The sequence below is a fragment of the Streptomyces sp. NPDC002730 genome (genome assembly GCF_042888805.1).
Taxonomy (GTDB): Bacteria; Actinomycetota; Actinomycetes; order Streptomycetales; family Streptomycetaceae; genus Streptomyces.
Genome location: NZ_JBIAQG010000002.1, coordinates 638,244 through 653,374 on the forward strand (window position 1 = coordinate 638,244; position 15,131 = coordinate 653,374).

Annotated in this window: 14 protein-coding genes and 1 pseudogene; 10 read left to right on the forward strand and 5 right to left on the reverse strand. The window is 69.8% G+C overall.

Features of this window, described 5'->3' with window-relative positions; translation table 11 throughout:
- Nucleotides 1–85: 85 nt before the first annotated feature.
- Together ACFYXH_RS07755 and ACFYXH_RS07760 are read right to left on the reverse strand one after the other, a co-directional pair.
- Complete coding sequence (locus tag ACFYXH_RS07755) at nucleotides 86–895, reverse strand: Fpg/Nei family DNA glycosylase (RefSeq protein ID WP_389561203.1); 810 nt, start codon at nucleotides 893–895, stop codon at nucleotides 86–88.
- A complete protein-coding gene (locus ACFYXH_RS07760; RefSeq protein WP_389561204.1) occupies nucleotides 895–1,383 on the reverse strand; it encodes a ribose-5-phosphate isomerase in 489 nt (162 codons plus the stop codon). Before ACFYXH_RS07760 ends, ACFYXH_RS07755 begins: the two co-directional genes overlap by 1 nt.
- A 182-nt stretch (nucleotides 1,384–1,565) precedes the next feature.
- Between ACFYXH_RS07760 and ACFYXH_RS07765 the strand changes: the two genes are divergently transcribed.
- The 3 genes from ACFYXH_RS07765 (at nucleotide 1,566) to ACFYXH_RS07775 (ending at nucleotide 3,750) form a co-directional block, all read left to right on the forward strand.
- A complete protein-coding gene (locus ACFYXH_RS07765; protein WP_389561205.1) occupies nucleotides 1,566–3,083 on the forward strand; it encodes an amino acid permease in 1,518 nt (505 codons plus the stop codon).
- Between the two features lie 152 nt (nucleotides 3,084–3,235).
- Nucleotides 3,236–3,517: a hypothetical protein gene (locus ACFYXH_RS07770; protein ID WP_389561206.1), complete on the forward strand. Its 282-nt coding sequence runs from the start codon at nucleotides 3,236–3,238 to the stop codon at nucleotides 3,515–3,517.
- Nucleotides 3,478–3,750 carry a BBE domain-containing protein gene (locus ACFYXH_RS07775; RefSeq protein WP_389561207.1) on the forward strand — a complete coding sequence of 91 codons (273 nt, stop codon included), beginning with the start codon at nucleotides 3,478–3,480 and terminating at the stop codon, nucleotides 3,748–3,750. The genes ACFYXH_RS07770 and ACFYXH_RS07775 overlap by 40 nt, the downstream gene beginning before the upstream one ends.
- Here the strand turns inward: ACFYXH_RS07775 and ACFYXH_RS07780 are convergent.
- Nucleotides 3,731–4,315, reverse strand: coding sequence for a biotin transporter BioY (locus tag ACFYXH_RS07780; protein ID WP_362681107.1), 585 nt, complete (start codon nucleotides 4,313–4,315; stop codon nucleotides 3,731–3,733). The two genes, ACFYXH_RS07775 and ACFYXH_RS07780, sit on opposite strands and share 20 nt — an antisense overlap.
- A gap of 435 nt (nucleotides 4,316–4,750) precedes the next feature.
- Here ACFYXH_RS07780 and ACFYXH_RS07785 point away from each other — a divergent pair, with 435 nt between their 5' ends.
- The 3 genes from ACFYXH_RS07785 to ACFYXH_RS07795 all read left to right on the forward strand — a co-directional run bounded on the left by ACFYXH_RS07785 (nucleotide 4,751) and on the right by ACFYXH_RS07795 (nucleotide 7,655).
- Nucleotides 4,751–6,193 (forward strand): amino acid permease, encoded by a 1,443-nt coding sequence (locus ACFYXH_RS07785; RefSeq protein WP_389561208.1) that lies wholly within the window; start codon nucleotides 4,751–4,753, stop codon nucleotides 6,191–6,193.
- A gap of 413 nt (nucleotides 6,194–6,606) precedes the next feature.
- Nucleotides 6,607–7,248: a superoxide dismutase gene (locus tag ACFYXH_RS07790; RefSeq protein ID WP_389561209.1), complete on the forward strand. Its 642-nt coding sequence runs from the start codon at nucleotides 6,607–6,609 to the stop codon at nucleotides 7,246–7,248.
- Nucleotides 7,249–7,445: 197 nt separating this feature from the next.
- Nucleotides 7,446–7,655 carry a hypothetical protein gene (locus tag ACFYXH_RS07795; RefSeq protein WP_389561210.1) on the forward strand — a complete coding sequence of 70 codons (210 nt, stop codon included), beginning with the start codon at nucleotides 7,446–7,448 and terminating at the stop codon, nucleotides 7,653–7,655.
- Between the two features lie 2 nt (nucleotides 7,656–7,657).
- On the opposite strand, the gene ACFYXH_RS07800 is transcribed toward ACFYXH_RS07795, so the two are convergent.
- Complete coding sequence (locus tag ACFYXH_RS07800) at nucleotides 7,658–8,302, reverse strand: DsbA family protein (RefSeq protein WP_327323628.1); 645 nt, start codon at nucleotides 8,300–8,302, stop codon at nucleotides 7,658–7,660.
- A gap of 133 nt (nucleotides 8,303–8,435) precedes the next feature.
- Between ACFYXH_RS07800 and pepN the strand changes: the two genes are divergently transcribed.
- Together pepN and ACFYXH_RS07810 are read left to right on the forward strand one after the other, a co-directional pair.
- Nucleotides 8,436–11,024, forward strand: a complete 2,589-nt coding sequence (gene pepN, locus ACFYXH_RS07805; RefSeq protein WP_389561211.1) for an aminopeptidase N — start codon at nucleotides 8,436–8,438, stop codon at nucleotides 11,022–11,024.
- Nucleotides 11,025–11,196: 172 nt separating this feature from the next.
- Nucleotides 11,197–11,370, forward strand: a pseudogene (locus tag ACFYXH_RS07810) (site-specific integrase); the annotation flags it as partial.
- Here ACFYXH_RS07810 and ACFYXH_RS07815 read toward each other — a convergent pair.
- Nucleotides 11,333–12,574: an MFS transporter gene (locus tag ACFYXH_RS07815; RefSeq protein ID WP_389561212.1), complete on the reverse strand. Its 1,242-nt coding sequence runs from the start codon at nucleotides 12,572–12,574 to the stop codon at nucleotides 11,333–11,335. The pseudogene ACFYXH_RS07810 and the gene ACFYXH_RS07815 overlap by 38 nt on opposite strands.
- A 99-nt stretch (nucleotides 12,575–12,673) precedes the next feature.
- Between ACFYXH_RS07815 and ACFYXH_RS07820 the strand changes: the two genes are divergently transcribed.
- Together ACFYXH_RS07820 and ACFYXH_RS07825 are read left to right on the forward strand one after the other, a co-directional pair.
- On the forward strand, nucleotides 12,674–13,759 hold the full coding sequence (locus ACFYXH_RS07820; protein ID WP_389561213.1) for a DUF5937 family protein: 1,086 nt from the start codon (nucleotides 12,674–12,676) through the stop codon (nucleotides 13,757–13,759).
- 334 nt (nucleotides 13,760–14,093) lie between these two features.
- Nucleotides 14,094–15,125 carry a hypothetical protein gene (locus ACFYXH_RS07825; RefSeq protein WP_389561214.1) on the forward strand — a complete coding sequence of 344 codons (1,032 nt, stop codon included), beginning with the start codon at nucleotides 14,094–14,096 and terminating at the stop codon, nucleotides 15,123–15,125.
- Nucleotides 15,126–15,131 lie beyond the last annotated feature (6 nt).

Here is a 15,131-nt window from a genome sequence, read left to right on the forward strand (position 1 = left end):
GGGCTGAAATCTTCCGCCGACGAGGCTGGATTTCCCGTCCGGAGGGGCTGCATTGCAGCCCCTCCGGCGATTGAGGACAAGGGAGCTATCCCCGCTGGCACACCTCGCACCAGAAAAGATTGCGTGCGGCGAGACCGGCGGTGCGGATCTCGCCGCCGCAGACATGGCAGGGCAGCTGTGCCCGGCGGTAGACGTAGACCTCGCCACCGTGGTCGTCGACGCGCGGCGGGCGGCCCATCGCCTCTGGGGTGTGCTCGGGGCGGACGGTGTCGATGCGGTTGTTCCGTACGCCCTCGCGCATCAGCTCCACGAGGTCCGTCCAGATCGCGGTCCACTCGGCGCGGCGGAGGTCCCGGCCGGCGCGGTAGGGGTCGATGCCGTGCCGGAAGAGGACTTCGGCGCGGTACACATTGCCGACGCCCGCGATGACCTTCTGGTCCATGAGCAGCGCGGCGACGGTAGTACGGGAGCGGGAGATACGGGCCCAGGCCCGGTCCGGATCCTGGTCGGCGCGCAGCGGGTCGGGGCCGAGGCGGTCGTGTATCGCCTGCTTCTCGCCGTCGGTGATGAGTGCGCAGGTGGTGGGGCCGCGCAGATCGACGTACCCGGTGGGGCCGGCCAGCCGCAGCCTGACCGTGTCGGTGGGCGGTGGCGCGGGGGCGTCGCCGAAGTTCACCTTGCCGAAGAGGCCGAGGTGGATATGGACCCAGCCGAGCGGGCCGAAGCCGAGGAAGAGGTGCTTGCCGTGCGCCTCGGTGGTCTCCAGGGCCTGGCCGTCGACCAGCGCCGCACTGTCGGAGAACTTCCCCTGCGGGCTGGACGCCCGCACAGACCGGCCGCCGAACCTCTCGAAGTGGTCGGCGGCCAGTCGGTGGATCGTGTGCCCCTCGGGCATCAGCCCTGCTGCGGGTGGTGCGCCGGGATCGCGGGGAGCTCGCCGGTCTTCTCGTACTCCGAGAGCATCTCGATGCGGCGGGTGTGACGCTCCTCACCCGAGTACGGCGTAGTGAGGAAAATCTCGACGAACTTGGTCGACTCCTCCACCGTGTGCATCCGGCCGCCGATGGCGATGACGTTCGCGTTGTTGTGCTCGCGACCGAGAGCGGCGGTCTGCTCGCTCCAGGCGAGTGCCGCGCGCACCCCCTTGACCTTGTTCGCGGCGATCTGCTCGCCGTTGCCGGAGCCGCCGATCACGATGCCGAGGCTCTCCGGGTCCGCGACCGTCTTCTCCGCGGCACGCAGGCAGAACGGCGGGTAGTCGTCCTGGGCGTCATAGATGTGGGGACCGCAGTCGACGGGGTCGTGGCCATGGGCCGTGAGCCACTCGACGAGGTGGTTCTTGAGTTCGAAGCCGGCATGGTCGGAGCCGAGGTACACGCGCATGTTCCGAGTGTGGCACGCGAGCGCCCGGGTAGCCGTCAGCGGGGTCAGGACCCATACGGGTCGTTCGCCTCCGCTTATCTCCTGGACCTAACGATCCGGAGACGGGACTTCACACATCAGGAGTCGCGGGTTTGAATGCGGGGGCTCGTAACCCGAGTGCTCTCGAACCTAAGGATTCGTCCATGACCTCGCAGCAGACCCTTACGAAGGAAGGCGAGCAGGCCGGTACGACCGGTAAGCCGCAGTCCTCCGACGGTCTCCAGGCCGGACTCAAGAACCGGCACCTGTCCATGATCGCCATCGGCGGTGTGATCGGCGCCGGCCTGTTCGTCGGCTCCGGTTCCGGTATCGCCGCGGCCGGCCCGGCCATCCTTCTGTCGTACGCACTCGTGGGCGCACTGGTCGTCTTCGTGATGCGGATGCTCGGTGAGATGGCCGCCGCCAACCCGACCTCCGGCTCCTTCTCCGCCTACGCGGACCGGGCGCTCGGCCGCTGGGCCGGGTTCTCGATCGGCTGGCTGTACTGGTTCTTCTGGGTCGTGGTGCTCGCGGTCGAGGCGACAGCCGGCGCGAAGATCCTCGAGGGCTGGGTGCCTGCGGTTCCGCAGTGGGGGTGGGCACTGATCGTGATGGTCGTGCTGACGGCGACGAATCTGGCGTCGGTGTCCTCGTACGGCGAGTTCGAGTTCTGGTTCGCGGGCATCAAGGTCGTCGCGATCGGCGCGTTCGTGGTCATCGGCATGCTCGCCGTCTTCGGAGTGCTGCCGGGCTCGGACAACGCCGGTGCGGGCTTCGCACACCTCACCGATGCCGGCGGATTCATGCCGCACGGTGCGGGCGCGATCCTGACCGGTGTGCTGATGGTCGTCTTCTCCTTCATGGGCAGCGAGATCGTGACGCTGGCGGCCGGTGAGTCGGAAGACCCGCAGCGGGCCGTCACCAAGGCCACGAACAGCGTGATCTGGCGGATCGGCGTCTTCTACCTGGGCTCGATCTTCGTGGTGCTGACGCTGCTGCCGTGGAACGACAAGTCGATCGTCGACAAGGGCTCGTACGTCGCCGCGCTCGACTCGATCGGCATCGCGCACGCCGGCGAGATCATGAACGTGATCGTGCTGACGGCGGTGCTTTCGTGCCTCAACTCGGGGCTGTACACCGCCTCGCGGATGGCGTTCTCGCTCGGCCGGCGCGGCGACGCGCCCAAGGCCTTCGCGCGCACGAACTCCCGGGGTGTGCCGCAGGCGGCCATCCTCGGCTCCGTGGTCTTCGGCTTCCTCGCCGTGTTCTTCAACTACAAGTGGCCGGACACCGTCTTCGCGTTCCTGCTGAACGCCTCCGGTGCGGTGGCGCTGTTCGTGTGGCTGGTCATCTGTGTCACCCAGCTGAGGATGCGCGGGATCATTCAGCGCGAGATGCCGGAGAAGCTCGTCGTGCGGATGTGGCTCTTCCCGTATCTGACGTGGCTGACCATCGCGATGATCACGTTCGTACTGGGCTACATGGTCTACGACGGCGGCGACGCGCGTAAGCAGGTGCTGCTGTCGCTGCTGGTGGCAGCGCTGGTGATCGCGTTCGCGGTCGGGCGCCAGATGTTCAGGCCGAGCGTGTCGGCGGTCACGGCCGAGTCTGCGGTTTCGGCTGATGATGTCGATGCCGACAGCGCCCAGAGCGGTGTGCAGGACGCGGTCACCCGGTCGTAGGTGGTCACACGCAAGGGGGCCCGCAGCCGTCGGTGGCTGCGGGCCCCCTTGCGTGTCGTCCCGAATCCTGACCCAAACCTGACGGCAGATGTCAGGTTATTGAGACACGCTCGCCGTGAAAGCCGCCAAGGAACGAACGGAGAGCCCTCTTCATGCTTCCCACCGCCGAGACCACCTTCCGCCCTGGTGACGCCGGCTACGAGGACGAGCTGGCCGGATTCCAGACGGGGTTCAGCCGGCGGCCGGCGCTGATCGTCGGTGCGACCGACGCCGAGGAGGTGCGCTCGGCAGTGGCGTACGCGGCCGGGCACGGGCTGCCGGTCGGCGTGCAGGCCACCGGTCATGGGCTGCCGGGAGCCGCCGACGGCGGCGGGAGCCGAAGACTCCGAACGCGGTGCCGTTCCGCGACGCGCGCTATCTGGTGCGGGTGCTGAACCCGCTGGACGGCCCGGACCTGGACACGGTCCGCGCCCTGCACGGGCGGGCGTTCGGGGTGCTGGAGCCGCTGACCGTGGGCCGCTCGCTCAACTTCGCCTTCGGCGGCGGCGACCGTACGCAGGGGCTGTACGACGCCGAACGGCTGGAGAGGCTCGCCGGGGTCAAGTCGCAGTACGACCCGGCGAACCTCTTCCGGCAGAACTACAACATCAGCCCCGGCGGCCGATGAGCTTCCAGGCGGTGGGCAGCGCGCCCATCGCCAGGGCGGCCTTCAGAGCGTCGCCGATGAGGAACGGCACCAGGCCCGCGGACACTGCCTGACCCATCGTCATCCCCGTGGCCAGGGCCAGGTACGGGACGCCGACCGCGTAGATGATCACGGAGCCGGCCACCATCGCGCCCGCGGTGCGCAGCACGGAGCGGTCGGCGCCGCGGCGCGCGAGGGCGCCGACCACCGTGGCGGCGAGCAGCATGCCGAGGATGTAGCCGAAGGACGGCATCGCATAGCCGGAATCGCCCTCCGCGAACCACGGCATGCCCGCCATGCCGACCACCGCGTAGAGCGCGAGGGAGAGGAAGCCACGGCGGGCGCCGAGCGCGGTGCCGACGAGGAGCGCGGCGAAGGTCTGGCCGGAGACCGGGACCGGCGAGCCCGGGACCGGGACGGTGAGCTGGGCCGCTATGCCGGTGAGTGCCGCACCGCCGACGACGAGCGCGATGTCCCGGGTACGGGAGGCGGGCAGCAGGTCGGCGAGGACCGCTCCGGGACGGGAGGTGACGGAAGCAGTACTCATCGGGACTCCGCGAAGGTGAGGGCAGGTAAGGACACGGCGACGCTATCCCGCGGTGATCGCTCGATCACCATCAGCCGCCGACAAAGGCCGACCGAGCGCCTTGGTGGGGATCAAACAAAAGCCGTCGGTCATGCGCGAGTTGGCGTGATGCTCGTCACTGAGGTCGGAGCGGAGTGGGCCCGTTTTGCGCGGAGGGACGGACTCCGGAGAGACTGTGGAATCCCGCCAACCCGGCTGCCGCAGCGCTCCTGGTCGCGGCGGGATGCGAGGGATGCGTGCGACGCGTGCGCGACGTTTGCGACGCCGTGACGACGTGCGCAAGTGTTCACCTTGTGTGAGCATCGTGCCCGTATAGCGGACATACGTTCCTCGTAAGCGGGTCCCATGCCCAGACTGGTCCGCTCCCCCGTCTCAGCGACTGAACAGGGCACGCCCATGTCTCGGACCTCCGCGCCTGCGCCCGTCGACCAGCAGGTCGACGCTTCGCTCTCGCACGGACTCAAGCAACGCCATCTGTCGATGATCGCCCTTGGCGGTGTGATCGGCGCCGGGCTCTTCGTCGGCTCCGGCGCCGGCATCGCCGCGGCCGGCCCGTCCATCGTCATCGCCTATGCGATATCCGGCCTGCTCGTCATGCTCGTGATGCGCATGCTCGGCGAGATGTCGGCGGCGAACCCGGCCTCCGGCTCCTTCTCGGTGCACGCCGAGCGGGCGATCGGCCCCTGGGCGGGCTTCACCGCGGGCTGGGCGTTCTGGTTCCTGCTCTGTGTGGCCGTCGGCCTCGAGGGCATCGGCGCCGCGAAGATCATGACCGGCTGGCTGCCGGGCACACCGGAGTGGGCCTGGGTCGCCCTCTTCATGCTGGTCTTCTGCGGTACGAACCTGGCGGCGGTGAAGAACTTCGGCGAGTTCGAGTTCTGGTTCGCGGCGCTCAAGGTCGGCGCGATCGCGCTCTTCCTCGGCATCGGCGTGCTGGCGATCCTCGGCATCCTGCCGGGCACCGACGCGCCCGGCACCGCCAACCTCACGGGCGACGGCGGCTTCATGCCAAACGGCTCCGAAGGCCTCGTCGTGGGTCTGCTCGCCTCGGTCTTCGCGTACGGCGGCCTGGAGACGGTCACGATCGCCGCGGCCGAGTCCGAGCACCCGGTCCAGGGCGTCGCCAAGGCCGTGCGTACGGCGATGTGGCGCATCGCGATCTTCTACATCGGCTCGATGGCCGTGATCGTCACGCTGGTCCCGTGGGGCGACCCGAAGGTCGTCGAGAAGGGCCCGTACGTCGCGACCCTCGACCACCTGGGCATCTCTGGTGCCGGCCAGATCATGAACGTGGTCGTGCTGGTCGCGCTGCTCTCCGCGATGAACGCCAACGTCTACGGCGCCTCCCGCATGGCCTGCTCGCTGGTGGCCCGCGGCCAGGGCCCGAAGGCGCTCGGCAAGGTCTTCAGCGGTGTGCCGCGCACTGCCGTACTGGTCTCCTCCGTCGTCGGTTTCGCGTGTGTGCTGCTCAGCTACTGGCGGCCCGACGATGTCTTCATGTGGCTGCTCAACATGATCGGCGCGATCATCCTGGTCGTGTGGATCTTCATCGCCGTCTCCCAACTCCTGCTCCGTCGCCGGACTGAGCGCGAGGCACCGGAGAAGCTGGTGGTGAGGATGTGGCTGTACCCGACGCTGACCTGGGTCGCGCTGGCGGGCATGGCGACGGTCTTCGTCCTGATGGCGCGCGAGGCGGACACGCGTACGCAGCTGTACTACACGGGTGGGCTGACGCTGGCGCTTGCGGCCGTGGGCTACGTGCGTCAGGTGAGGGCGGCGCGGGGCGGAGTGAAGCCGGTGGACGCGGAGCCGGTGGACGCGGAGCCGAGCGACGCGTGAGGGATGACCGGGGCCGTCCGGTGGCCGGTTCGTCCTCAAACGCCGGACGGGCTCAGATTGCCGGACCGGCTTCTTCCGCCGCACCGGCCTGAGTTTCCGCCGGGCCGGCGATACGGCGCAGCGCATTGGACCCCCGGGCCGACACGGCCCGGGGGTCCTCCGTGTCCGGGAAGCATCGCCCGTGCTTTTCGACGTCGCGCGCCCCCTATCCACACCGCACGGCATATGACAATCTCGCCTCCCCGCTCCGCTCGCCGCGCCTCCGCCTCCCCGCGAACCAGGCGCGCGAGCGGATCGGCGACAGCCTGACGACCACCTGGAGTCCTAGGACCATCGCCTGATCACCCCCCGGCCTTCCTGCTGTTAGCCTGCACCTGCATAAGATGTGCAATAAGCAGCCGGAGGGACCGGATATGGCCATGTACACGCTTCCTGAACTTCCTTATGACTACGCGGCGCTCGAACCGGTCATCAACCCGGAGATCATCGAGCTCCACCACGACAAGCACCACGCCGCCTACGTCAAGGGCGCCAACGACACGCTCGAGCAGCTCGCGGAGGCGCGCGAGAAGGAAGCCTGGGGCTCGGTCAACGGCCTGGAGAAGAACCTCGCGTTCCATCTCTCCGGCCACATCCTGCACTCGATCTACTGGCACAACATGACCGGCGACGGCGGCGGCGAGCCGTTGGAGAAGGACGGCGTCGGCGAGCTCGCCGACGCGATCGCCGAGTCCTTCGGCTCCTTCGCCGGCTTCAAGTCCCAGCTGACCAAGGCCTCCGCGACCACGCAGGGCTCGGGCTGGGGCGTCCTCGCATACGAGCCGGTCAGCGGCCGTCTGATCGTCGAGCAGATCTACGATCACCAGGGCAATGTCGGCCAGGGCTCGGTCCCGATCCTGGTCTTCGACGCCTGGGAGCACGCCTTCTACCTTCAGTACAAGAACCAGAAGGTGGACTTCATCGAGGCGATGTGGAAGGTCGTCAACTGGCAGGACGTGGCGAAGCGTTACACGTCCGCCAAGCAGCGCGCGAACAACCTCCTGCTCGCTCCGTAGCACCGCCGCCGTAACGCCGTCGCCGTAACGCCACATGGTCGTCCTGCTCGTGATCGTCTTCTCAACCTTCACCTGCAGGCGGATGAAAAGGGGCGGCCCCCGCGAGGACGTGACTCGCGGGGGCCGCCCGGTTTTGTGCTGTCGCTCCCACTTCGCCTCGGTCTAAACTCCCCGCCACCGACTGACGAGGGGGCGCCATGCCGAGGACCATGTGGTGCGACACCTGCAAGTCCGACGAGACTCACCGCCCGTTGAACGACGCCGAGAAAAAGTGGGCCAGGGACCGCACCGCCAGGAAGTACGTCGGCGACTTCTGGCTGTGCACCAAGCCGGCCTGCCGTAATCTCCGCACCGGCGGGAACAAACGTCCCTTTCCCGCCCCCGTACGGCTGCCCGTGCCGGAGTGAATTCAGTCGAAGATCGGGCCCTGCGTACGCGTGCGCTTGATCTCGTAGAAGCCCGGGATGGACGCGACCATCAGCGTTCCGTCCCACAGCTTCGCCGCCTCCTCGCCCTTCGGGGCGGGAGTGACGACCGGGCCGAAGAAGGCGATCTGCTCGCCGTTGCTGCCGGGAACCGCGATGACCGGCGTGCCGACCTCCTGGCCCACCTTGTCGATGCCTTCCTTGTGCGAGGCGCGCAACTCGGTGTCGTACGCGTCGGAGTCGGCGTACTCGATCAGCTCCGCCGGCAGGCCGACCTCCTCCAGCGAGGCCACTATCGCCTCACGGGTGGCGCCCTCGCCGCGGTTGTGGAAGCGGGTGCCGAGCGCGGTGTAGAGCTTGCCGAGGACCTCGTCGCCGTACTTCTGCTGCGCGGCGATGACAACGCGGACCGGGCCCCACGCCTGCTTCATGCCCTCGCGGTACTTCTCCGGGAGCTCGTCGAGCTTGGGCTCATTCAGGACGGCGAGGCTCATCACATGCCAGCGGACCTCGACGTCGCGGACCTTCTCCACCTCGAGCATCCAGCGGGACGTCATCCAGGCCCAGGGGCACAGGGGGTCGAACCAGAAGTCGGCCGTGATCTTGCCGGGCTTGCCGTTCTCGGACATGTCTCTCCTCGTTAGCACGTCGCGTGCGCCTCGAACGGGCAACACCACCGCTCACCCGAGGATTCCCTGATACCGCGTGCCAGGTGCACATGGGAGGATCGGTGCTGTTCGAACGAGACACGAAGGAGTGCCCGTGCCCGGTGAGAATCTGTCCCGCGACGAGGCCCGTCAGCGGGCCGAGCTGCTGTCCGTCGACGGGTACGAGGTCGCCCTCGACCTGCGTTCGGCGGTCGGGGAGGCCGCGGAGGACTCCAGGCCGCGCACATTCCGTTCGGTGACGACGATCCGCTTCCGTTCCGCACAGCCGGGCGCCTCGACCTTCGCCGATCTGCTGGCGCCCGCCGTGACTGCCGTGACGCTGAACGGCGAAAAGCTGGACCCGGCCGCCGTCTTCGACGGCTCGCGGATCGCGCTGGACGGCCTCGCCGCGGAGAACGTGCTGGTCGTGGACGCGCAGTGTGCCTACAGCCGTACGGGCGAGGGGCTGCATCGCTTCATCGACCCGGAGGACGGCGAGGTCTACCTCTACACCCAGTACGAGCCGGCCGACGCGCGCCGTGTCTTCGCCACATTCGAACAGCCGGACCTGAAGGCGCCGTTCCGACTGGAGGTGACCGCGCCCGAAGGCTGGACGGTCTGGAGCAACGGCACGGGCGCGCCCGACGGGGACGGGGTGTGGCGGTTCGCCGAGACCAAGCCGATCTCGACATACATCACCGCGGTCGTCGCCGGTCCGTACCACTACGAGACCGACCTCTACACCCGGACGTTCGACGACGGTACGACGCTGGAGATCCCGCTCGGTGCGATGTGCCGCAAGGGGCTCGCCAGGCACTTCGACGCGGACGACATCTTCCTGGTGACGAAGCAGGGCCTGGACTTCTTCCACGACCACTTCGACTACCCGTACCCCTTCGGGAAGTACGACCAGGCGTTCGTGCCCGAGTACAACATCGGCGCGATGGAGAACCCCGGGTGTGTCACCTTCCGCGAGGAGTTCGTCTTCCGCGGGAAGGTGACACAGGCGTCGTACGAGCGCAGGGCCAACGTCATCCTGCACGAGATGGCGCATATGTGGTTCGGCGATCTGGTCACCATGCAGTGGTGGGACGACCTGTGGCTGAAGGAGTCGTTCGCGGACTTCATGGGCTCGTTCTCGCTGGTGGAGGCGACCCGGTTCAGCAACGGCTGGGTGACCTTCGCCAACAACCGCAAGTCGTGGGCGTACCGCGCCGATCAACTGCCGTCCACGCATCCGATCACGGCCGACATCCATGACCTGGAGGCCGCGAAGCTCAACTTCGACGGGATCACGTACGCGAAGGGCGCGTCCGTGCTGAAGCAGCTGGTCGCGTACGTGGGGCGCGAGGCGTTCCTGGAGGGCGCGAGGCGCTACTTCAAGCGGCACGAATACGGGAACACGCGCCTCGGCGACCTGCTGTCGGTGCTTGCGGAGACGTCCGGGCGGGACATGGTGGCGTGGTCGCAGTCCTGGCTGCAGACGGCCGGCGTCAACTCCCTCACCCCGGTGGTCACATACGACGCCGGTGACAGGATCACGCAGCTCGCGGTGGTCCAGGAGGCGGCCGAGTCGCATCCCGAGCTCCGGCCGCACCGGGTGGCGGTGGGGCTGTACCGGCGGTCGGGCGGGGAACTGGTGCGGTACGCGCAGGCCGAGGTGGACGTCGCCGGGCCGCGGACCGTCGTGGACGGGCTGACCGGGGCGGAGCGGCCGGACCTCGTGCTGGTCAACGACGAGGATCTGACGTACTGCAAGATCCGCTTCGACGAGGGCTCGCTGGCGACGCTGCGGGCACATCTGGGCGACATCACGGACCCGCTGGCGCGTGCGCTGTGCTGGTCGGCGCTGTGGAGTCTGACCCGGGACGCGCTGATGCCGGCGCGGGACTTCATCGATCTGGTGCTGCGGTTCGCGGGGCGCGAGTCGGACATCGGTGTGCTGCAGATGCTGCACGCGTGGGCGCGCTCGGCGCTCCAGCACTACGCGGCGCCCGAGTGGCGCGAGCAGGGCGGGCGGCTGCTGGCGGAAGGTGCGCTGCGCGAGCTGCGGCTGGCCGAGCCGGGCAGCCAGCACCAGCTGACGTGGGCGCGGTTCTTCGCGACGGCGGCGACGTCGGCGGCCGATCTGCAGCTGCTGCGGGGCCTGCTGGAAGGTACGGCGAAGATCGACGGCCTGGAGGTGGACCAGGAGCTGCGCTGGGCGTTCCTGGAGCCGCTGGCCTCGCACGGGGTGGCGGACGAGTCGGTCATCGCGGACGAGCTGGCCCGCGACGACACGGCCTCGGGCAAGCGCCACCAGATGCGGTGCCTGGCGGCACGGCCGTCGGCGGCGGTGAAGGACCAGGCGTGGGCGCAGGTCGTCGAGTCGGACACGCTCTCCAACGCGCTGGTGGAGGCGACGATTTCGGGCTTTGTGCAGGCGGGGCAGCGGGAGCTGCTGGCGCCGTACGCGTCGAAGTACTTCGAGGCGATCGAGCGGGTGTGGGCGGACCGGTCCATCCAGATCGGCATGGACGTGGTGAAGGGCCTGTTCCCCGGCCTGCAGGACGACGAGGGGACGCTGGCGGCGACGGACGCATGGCTGAACGGCCACGCGGGCGCGCCGCCGGCGCTGCGGCGTCTGGTGCTGGAGGCACGGGACGATCTGGCGAGGGCGCTGCGGGGACAGGCGTGCGACGGGGGCGCGGGGGCGGGTGCCTGAGGGGTCTTCTCCCCCATCCCGCCCCTTCCCGTAACCCGGGGCAAGCCCCCCCGGATCCCCGGGTGGGCCGTGAGGGACGAGGCCCCCACGGCCCCTGGCGGGATGCGGCAGCTTCGCGCCGCCACGTGATTGCGGGGCCGGTCGCCCCCGGCTTGGCGTGCGTCCCGCGCGCGAGTACCGCCTCTCCTCGCTGACCCACCTCGGCGAGCAGGGCGCGTCCCTGTCGATGCTGATGGCGAAGTCCCGACACAAGAAGCCGGAGAACGTCCGCCGCTGCTTCAAACCGTCGCCAGAGGCGATTGCCGAGCTCACGAGCCTGCTCCCGCCCGGCCGCAGCAACCGCTGAGCCGCGTTCCTTGATCCTTCTCGGTGGCAACGGCGGAGGCGGAGAGGAGCGTCGCAGCGGCGAGGCTGCCCCAGAGGGCGGCCGGGCCGTGGGGTGCGAGAGCGGTGATGACCGCCGGGGAGACGGCGAGGCCGAAGCCCGTGGAGAGCTCGAAGCGGGCGAGGGTGCGTCCCAGGACATGGGCCGGGGCGAGGGCGGTGACGAGCGCGGTGGCGCTGCCGGCATAGATGATCTCGCCGATGGTGCAGACCACGGACACCGCGGCGACGGCCGGGGCACCCCAGCCGTGTCCCAGTGAGGTGGCTGCGAGGAAGCCGAGGTAGGACGCGGTGAGTACCACGCCGGCGAGAGCCAGCACGGTCCGCCGGGAGAAGCGGGACATCAGGACGGTGACCGGAACCTGCAGGGTGACCACCAGCACCGTGTTGGCCACGAAGATGGCTGCCGACCACACCGGGGATGCGTGCAACTGTGTCACCAGGACCAGAGGGAGCGCGATTTCGGGGACGTTGAGGCAGAAGACGTAGACCACGTTGGCGGCCAGCAGCCCGCGCATCCGAGGTGCGGGCCCGTCGGCCGTGTCCTTGGCCGGGGCAGCGGCCGGATGCGCGTGCAGGTGGACCGACCACGCCAAGGCCGCCGCAGTGAGATAGGCGAGCCCGGTGACGGCTGCCAGCGCCTGCAACGCGGTGGTGCCGCCCGCCAGGCATGCGGTGGCGAGGAGCGCGCCCACGCCCAGGCCGGCGTTGCGCAGGGCGCGGCCTCCCGCGAGAGCGGTGTCGCGTTCCCGGCCGTGGGCGACCGTGGCCACGAGAGCTGCGTGGGCGGCCGGCCATGCCTGGTTGCCGATGCCGAGGAAGAGCGCCGCCGTCGCGAACATCCAGACGTGCCCCGCGGGGGTGGCCAGCAGCAGTGCCACGCCCAGCACCCGCACCAGCATCGACGCTGCCACGACCGTGCTGCGTGCGCCCCGGTCCAGCCATCGGCCCACCGCGGGCATGCACACCAGACCCACGACGACGCCGACCGTCATGGCGATGCCGGTGGCCGGCGCGGTCAGCCTCAGCACCGTCACCCCGTAGAGCAGCAGAAAGGGCCGCAGCAGGCCGGTGCCGAGCGCGTCCACGGCCAGGGCGACGGCATAGCGGGGGCCTCCGGAGGCACGGACGAGAGCGCGGGGCTGGATCTTGGTGGTGGTTGCCATGGCGTCAACGGTGCGTACGGCCGCTTGGCTTGCTACGTCGGTTGACGGACACCGTCAACCGACGCCGTCGCCGGCCATCCGGTCAGGGATGCTGAGGGGATGACGTTGAGGATCGACATCAGCGGCCTGCCGTCCGAGCGACTGCGGTTCGCCGCCTCCCCGCTGGCCGAGCTGACCGCGATGCTGCACGTGCTGGCCGAACCCGGGCATCATCCGCAGCTCGCCGGCTGGGCCGGCGATGTCTGGGCCGGGCTGCGACCGGAGCTGGCCGAGCGGTTGCGGGAGGCCGAGTTCCTCTGGCGTTCCTCACAAGCCGACTTCCTGCTCCCCGCCCGACCTCGGCCGACCCTCGCCGAGGAGTTGGACGACGTGGACCGGATCGACGACGAAACGTATGTGACCGCCGCGCTCGTCACCACGTGCGGCAGCAGCCGGGTCCACTTCGCTGCGCCGTCGCCGCTGACCGACGCGGCTGCGCGCGAGCGGGCCCTGGACCTCGCCCAGGCCCGCGGCGCGCTGCAAGAGGCCTTCGCGGAACGGCTGCTCGCGGACCCGGGCGTTGTGCGGGCGCGGGTGCGCCACACCCTCGAACAGTGCGCCGAGGCCTTCTTCGACGCCGCCTGGGCGGGCGTCGCCGTGCAGCTCGCCACCGACCTGCGCCTGAAGAACGACCTGTTGAAGCGCCAGGGCATCGGGTCGGCACTCGCATCGGTCTCCGCCGCAGTCACCCTGGCACCGGACGGAGACTGCATCATCGTGGACAAGGTGCAGGACAAGGCGACCGCCGCCCACGGCACCGGGGTCACCTTCATCCCCAGCGTCTTCGGCCGCCCGCACCTGGTGGCGGTCCACGCGCCCGGGTGGCAGCCGGTGGTGCAGTACCCCGTGGCCGAGCCGAGTCCCTCAGAGCCGGTATCGCTGGAAACGGTCACACTACGGCTGGAGGCACTCGCACATCCGGTACGGCTGCGGCTGCTGCGCACCCTGGCCCGCGGCCCGCACACCACCAGCGAGCTGGCCCACGCCTGGGAACTTTCACCCCCGGAGGTCTCCCGCCACCTCGCCGTCCTGCGCCGAGCGGGCCTGCTCACGGCCCGGCGGGACGGTCGTTACGTCCGTCACACCCTCAATCTGCCCGCTCTGACGGCGCTGGGCGCCGACCTGCTGGCGGCCGTACTGCGCTGAGTAGCTTCGGTCTGCCAGAACGCGGGCGACCGCCGCCTTCGCAGCATCGTCCGACTCGGCAGGCCGCCGAGCAGTACCGGCGCGACCGCCTGCTGCCCTCGGGCAGCCGGGCAGCGCACTGGCTGCACTGCCGGACGTTCCTCCCTGGCCATGTCCCGGGGTCATCCTGTCCGGCCGTGCGGGCCAGGCGGCAGGCGGGCGGCGGGGCGCGCTCGGTATGAAGTGGCTCTTTTCGGCAGTCGAACGCCCGTACTTTAGGACGGGCTTGTCCGGATTTGTCGACGAGCTTGTAACAGCGGTTAGCGGGCCGTCCCAGCGCGGGAGTCTCCCGGACATGAAACACAACACCCCGCTTTCCCCCCTCCCCCTGAGCCACCTCGCCGACGTGCAGCGGCGCGTGCTGTCCGTCGCGCAGCTGCGCGCCCACGGCGTCTCGGCCGCCCGGACCACCGCCCAGTGCCGGCCCGGCGGGCCCTGGCAGTTGCTGCTGCCCGGTGTGTACCTCCTGCACCCCGGTCCGCCGACCAGCGAGGAGCGGCTGCACGGCGCACTGCTGTACGCCGGGCGGCCGGTCTTGCCCGCACAGGCCGGGCCGGACAAGACCGACGACGCGCTCCGGTACGGCGAGGCCATGATCACCGGGCTCGCCGCACTCGCCCTGCGCGGATTCGCGGCCGCTCCGCCGCTGCTCTCGCTCGAGCGGATCGACGTCCTCGTGCCCCGCACCCGGCGGCTGCGGTCGACCGGATGCGCCCGGCTGGTCCGGGCGCACGCCCTGCCGCGACCGGAAGTGATCACCGGTCTGCCCGTCGCACCTGTGCCGCGCGCCCTCGCGGACGCCGTCGCGGAGCTTCCGGACGCCAAGGCCGTACGCCGGCTGCTCACCGAGGCGGTGCGCGGTGGGCATTGCGAACCCGCCGCCGTCGTCAAGGAGTTGAACCGTGCGCGGCTGCTGAACCGGCCCCATGTGGTGGACGCCGTCGACTCACTGCTCGCCGAGGGGCGGGCGCTCGCCGAGGACCGGCTGTACGAGCTGGTGCGCACCGGCGGACTCCCCGACCCCGTCTGGAACGTCGACCTGCGCCTCCCCGGCGGCCCCCACCTCGGCGGCATCGATGCCTACTGGCCCGAGCAGGCCGTCGCCGTCGAACTCGACACCCGCGCGCCCCGCCACGACGAGGACGCGCTGTGGACGGAGTACGCCCGCAAGCGTGAGCATCTGGAGCGGCTCGGCATCACCGTCGTACACATCACGCCGAAGAAGCTGCGGGAGTCACTGGAGCAGCAGGCGACCGTGGTCCGTACGGCGCTGATGGCGGCGACCGACCGCGACCCGGCCGCGTATGTGGTCGTGCTGCCGCGGTGAGCCGCA

What these genes read in the sequence shown, in the direction of transcription:
- ACFYXH_RS07755 (WP_389561203.1), bottom strand. Translation starts at nt 895, where the DNA reads ATGCCCGAGGGGCACACGATCCACCGACTGGCCGCCGACCACTTCGAG.
- ACFYXH_RS07760 (WP_389561204.1), bottom strand. Translation starts at nt 1,383, where the DNA reads ATGCGCGTGTACCTCGGCTCCGACCATGCCGGCTTCGAACTCAAGAAC.
- ACFYXH_RS07765 (WP_389561205.1), top strand. Translation starts at nt 1,566, where the DNA reads ATGACCTCGCAGCAGACCCTTACGAAGGAAGGCGAGCAGGCCGGTACG.
- ACFYXH_RS07770 (WP_389561206.1), top strand. Translation starts at nt 3,236, where the DNA reads ATGCTTCCCACCGCCGAGACCACCTTCCGCCCTGGTGACGCCGGCTAC.
- ACFYXH_RS07780 (WP_362681107.1), bottom strand. Translation starts at nt 4,315, where the DNA reads ATGAGTACTGCTTCCGTCACCTCCCGTCCCGGAGCGGTCCTCGCCGAC.
- ACFYXH_RS07785 (WP_389561208.1), top strand. Translation starts at nt 4,751, where the DNA reads ATGTCTCGGACCTCCGCGCCTGCGCCCGTCGACCAGCAGGTCGACGCT.
- ACFYXH_RS07790 (WP_389561209.1), top strand. Translation starts at nt 6,607, where the DNA reads ATGGCCATGTACACGCTTCCTGAACTTCCTTATGACTACGCGGCGCTC.
- ACFYXH_RS07795 (WP_389561210.1), top strand. Translation starts at nt 7,446, where the DNA reads ATGCCGAGGACCATGTGGTGCGACACCTGCAAGTCCGACGAGACTCAC.
- ACFYXH_RS07800 (WP_327323628.1), bottom strand. Translation starts at nt 8,302, where the DNA reads ATGTCCGAGAACGGCAAGCCCGGCAAGATCACGGCCGACTTCTGGTTC.
- ACFYXH_RS07815 (WP_389561212.1), bottom strand. Translation starts at nt 12,574, where the DNA reads ATGGCAACCACCACCAAGATCCAGCCCCGCGCTCTCGTCCGTGCCTCC.
- ACFYXH_RS07820 (WP_389561213.1), top strand. Translation starts at nt 12,674, where the DNA reads ATGACGTTGAGGATCGACATCAGCGGCCTGCCGTCCGAGCGACTGCGG.
- ACFYXH_RS07825 (WP_389561214.1), top strand. Translation starts at nt 14,094, where the DNA reads ATGAAACACAACACCCCGCTTTCCCCCCTCCCCCTGAGCCACCTCGCC.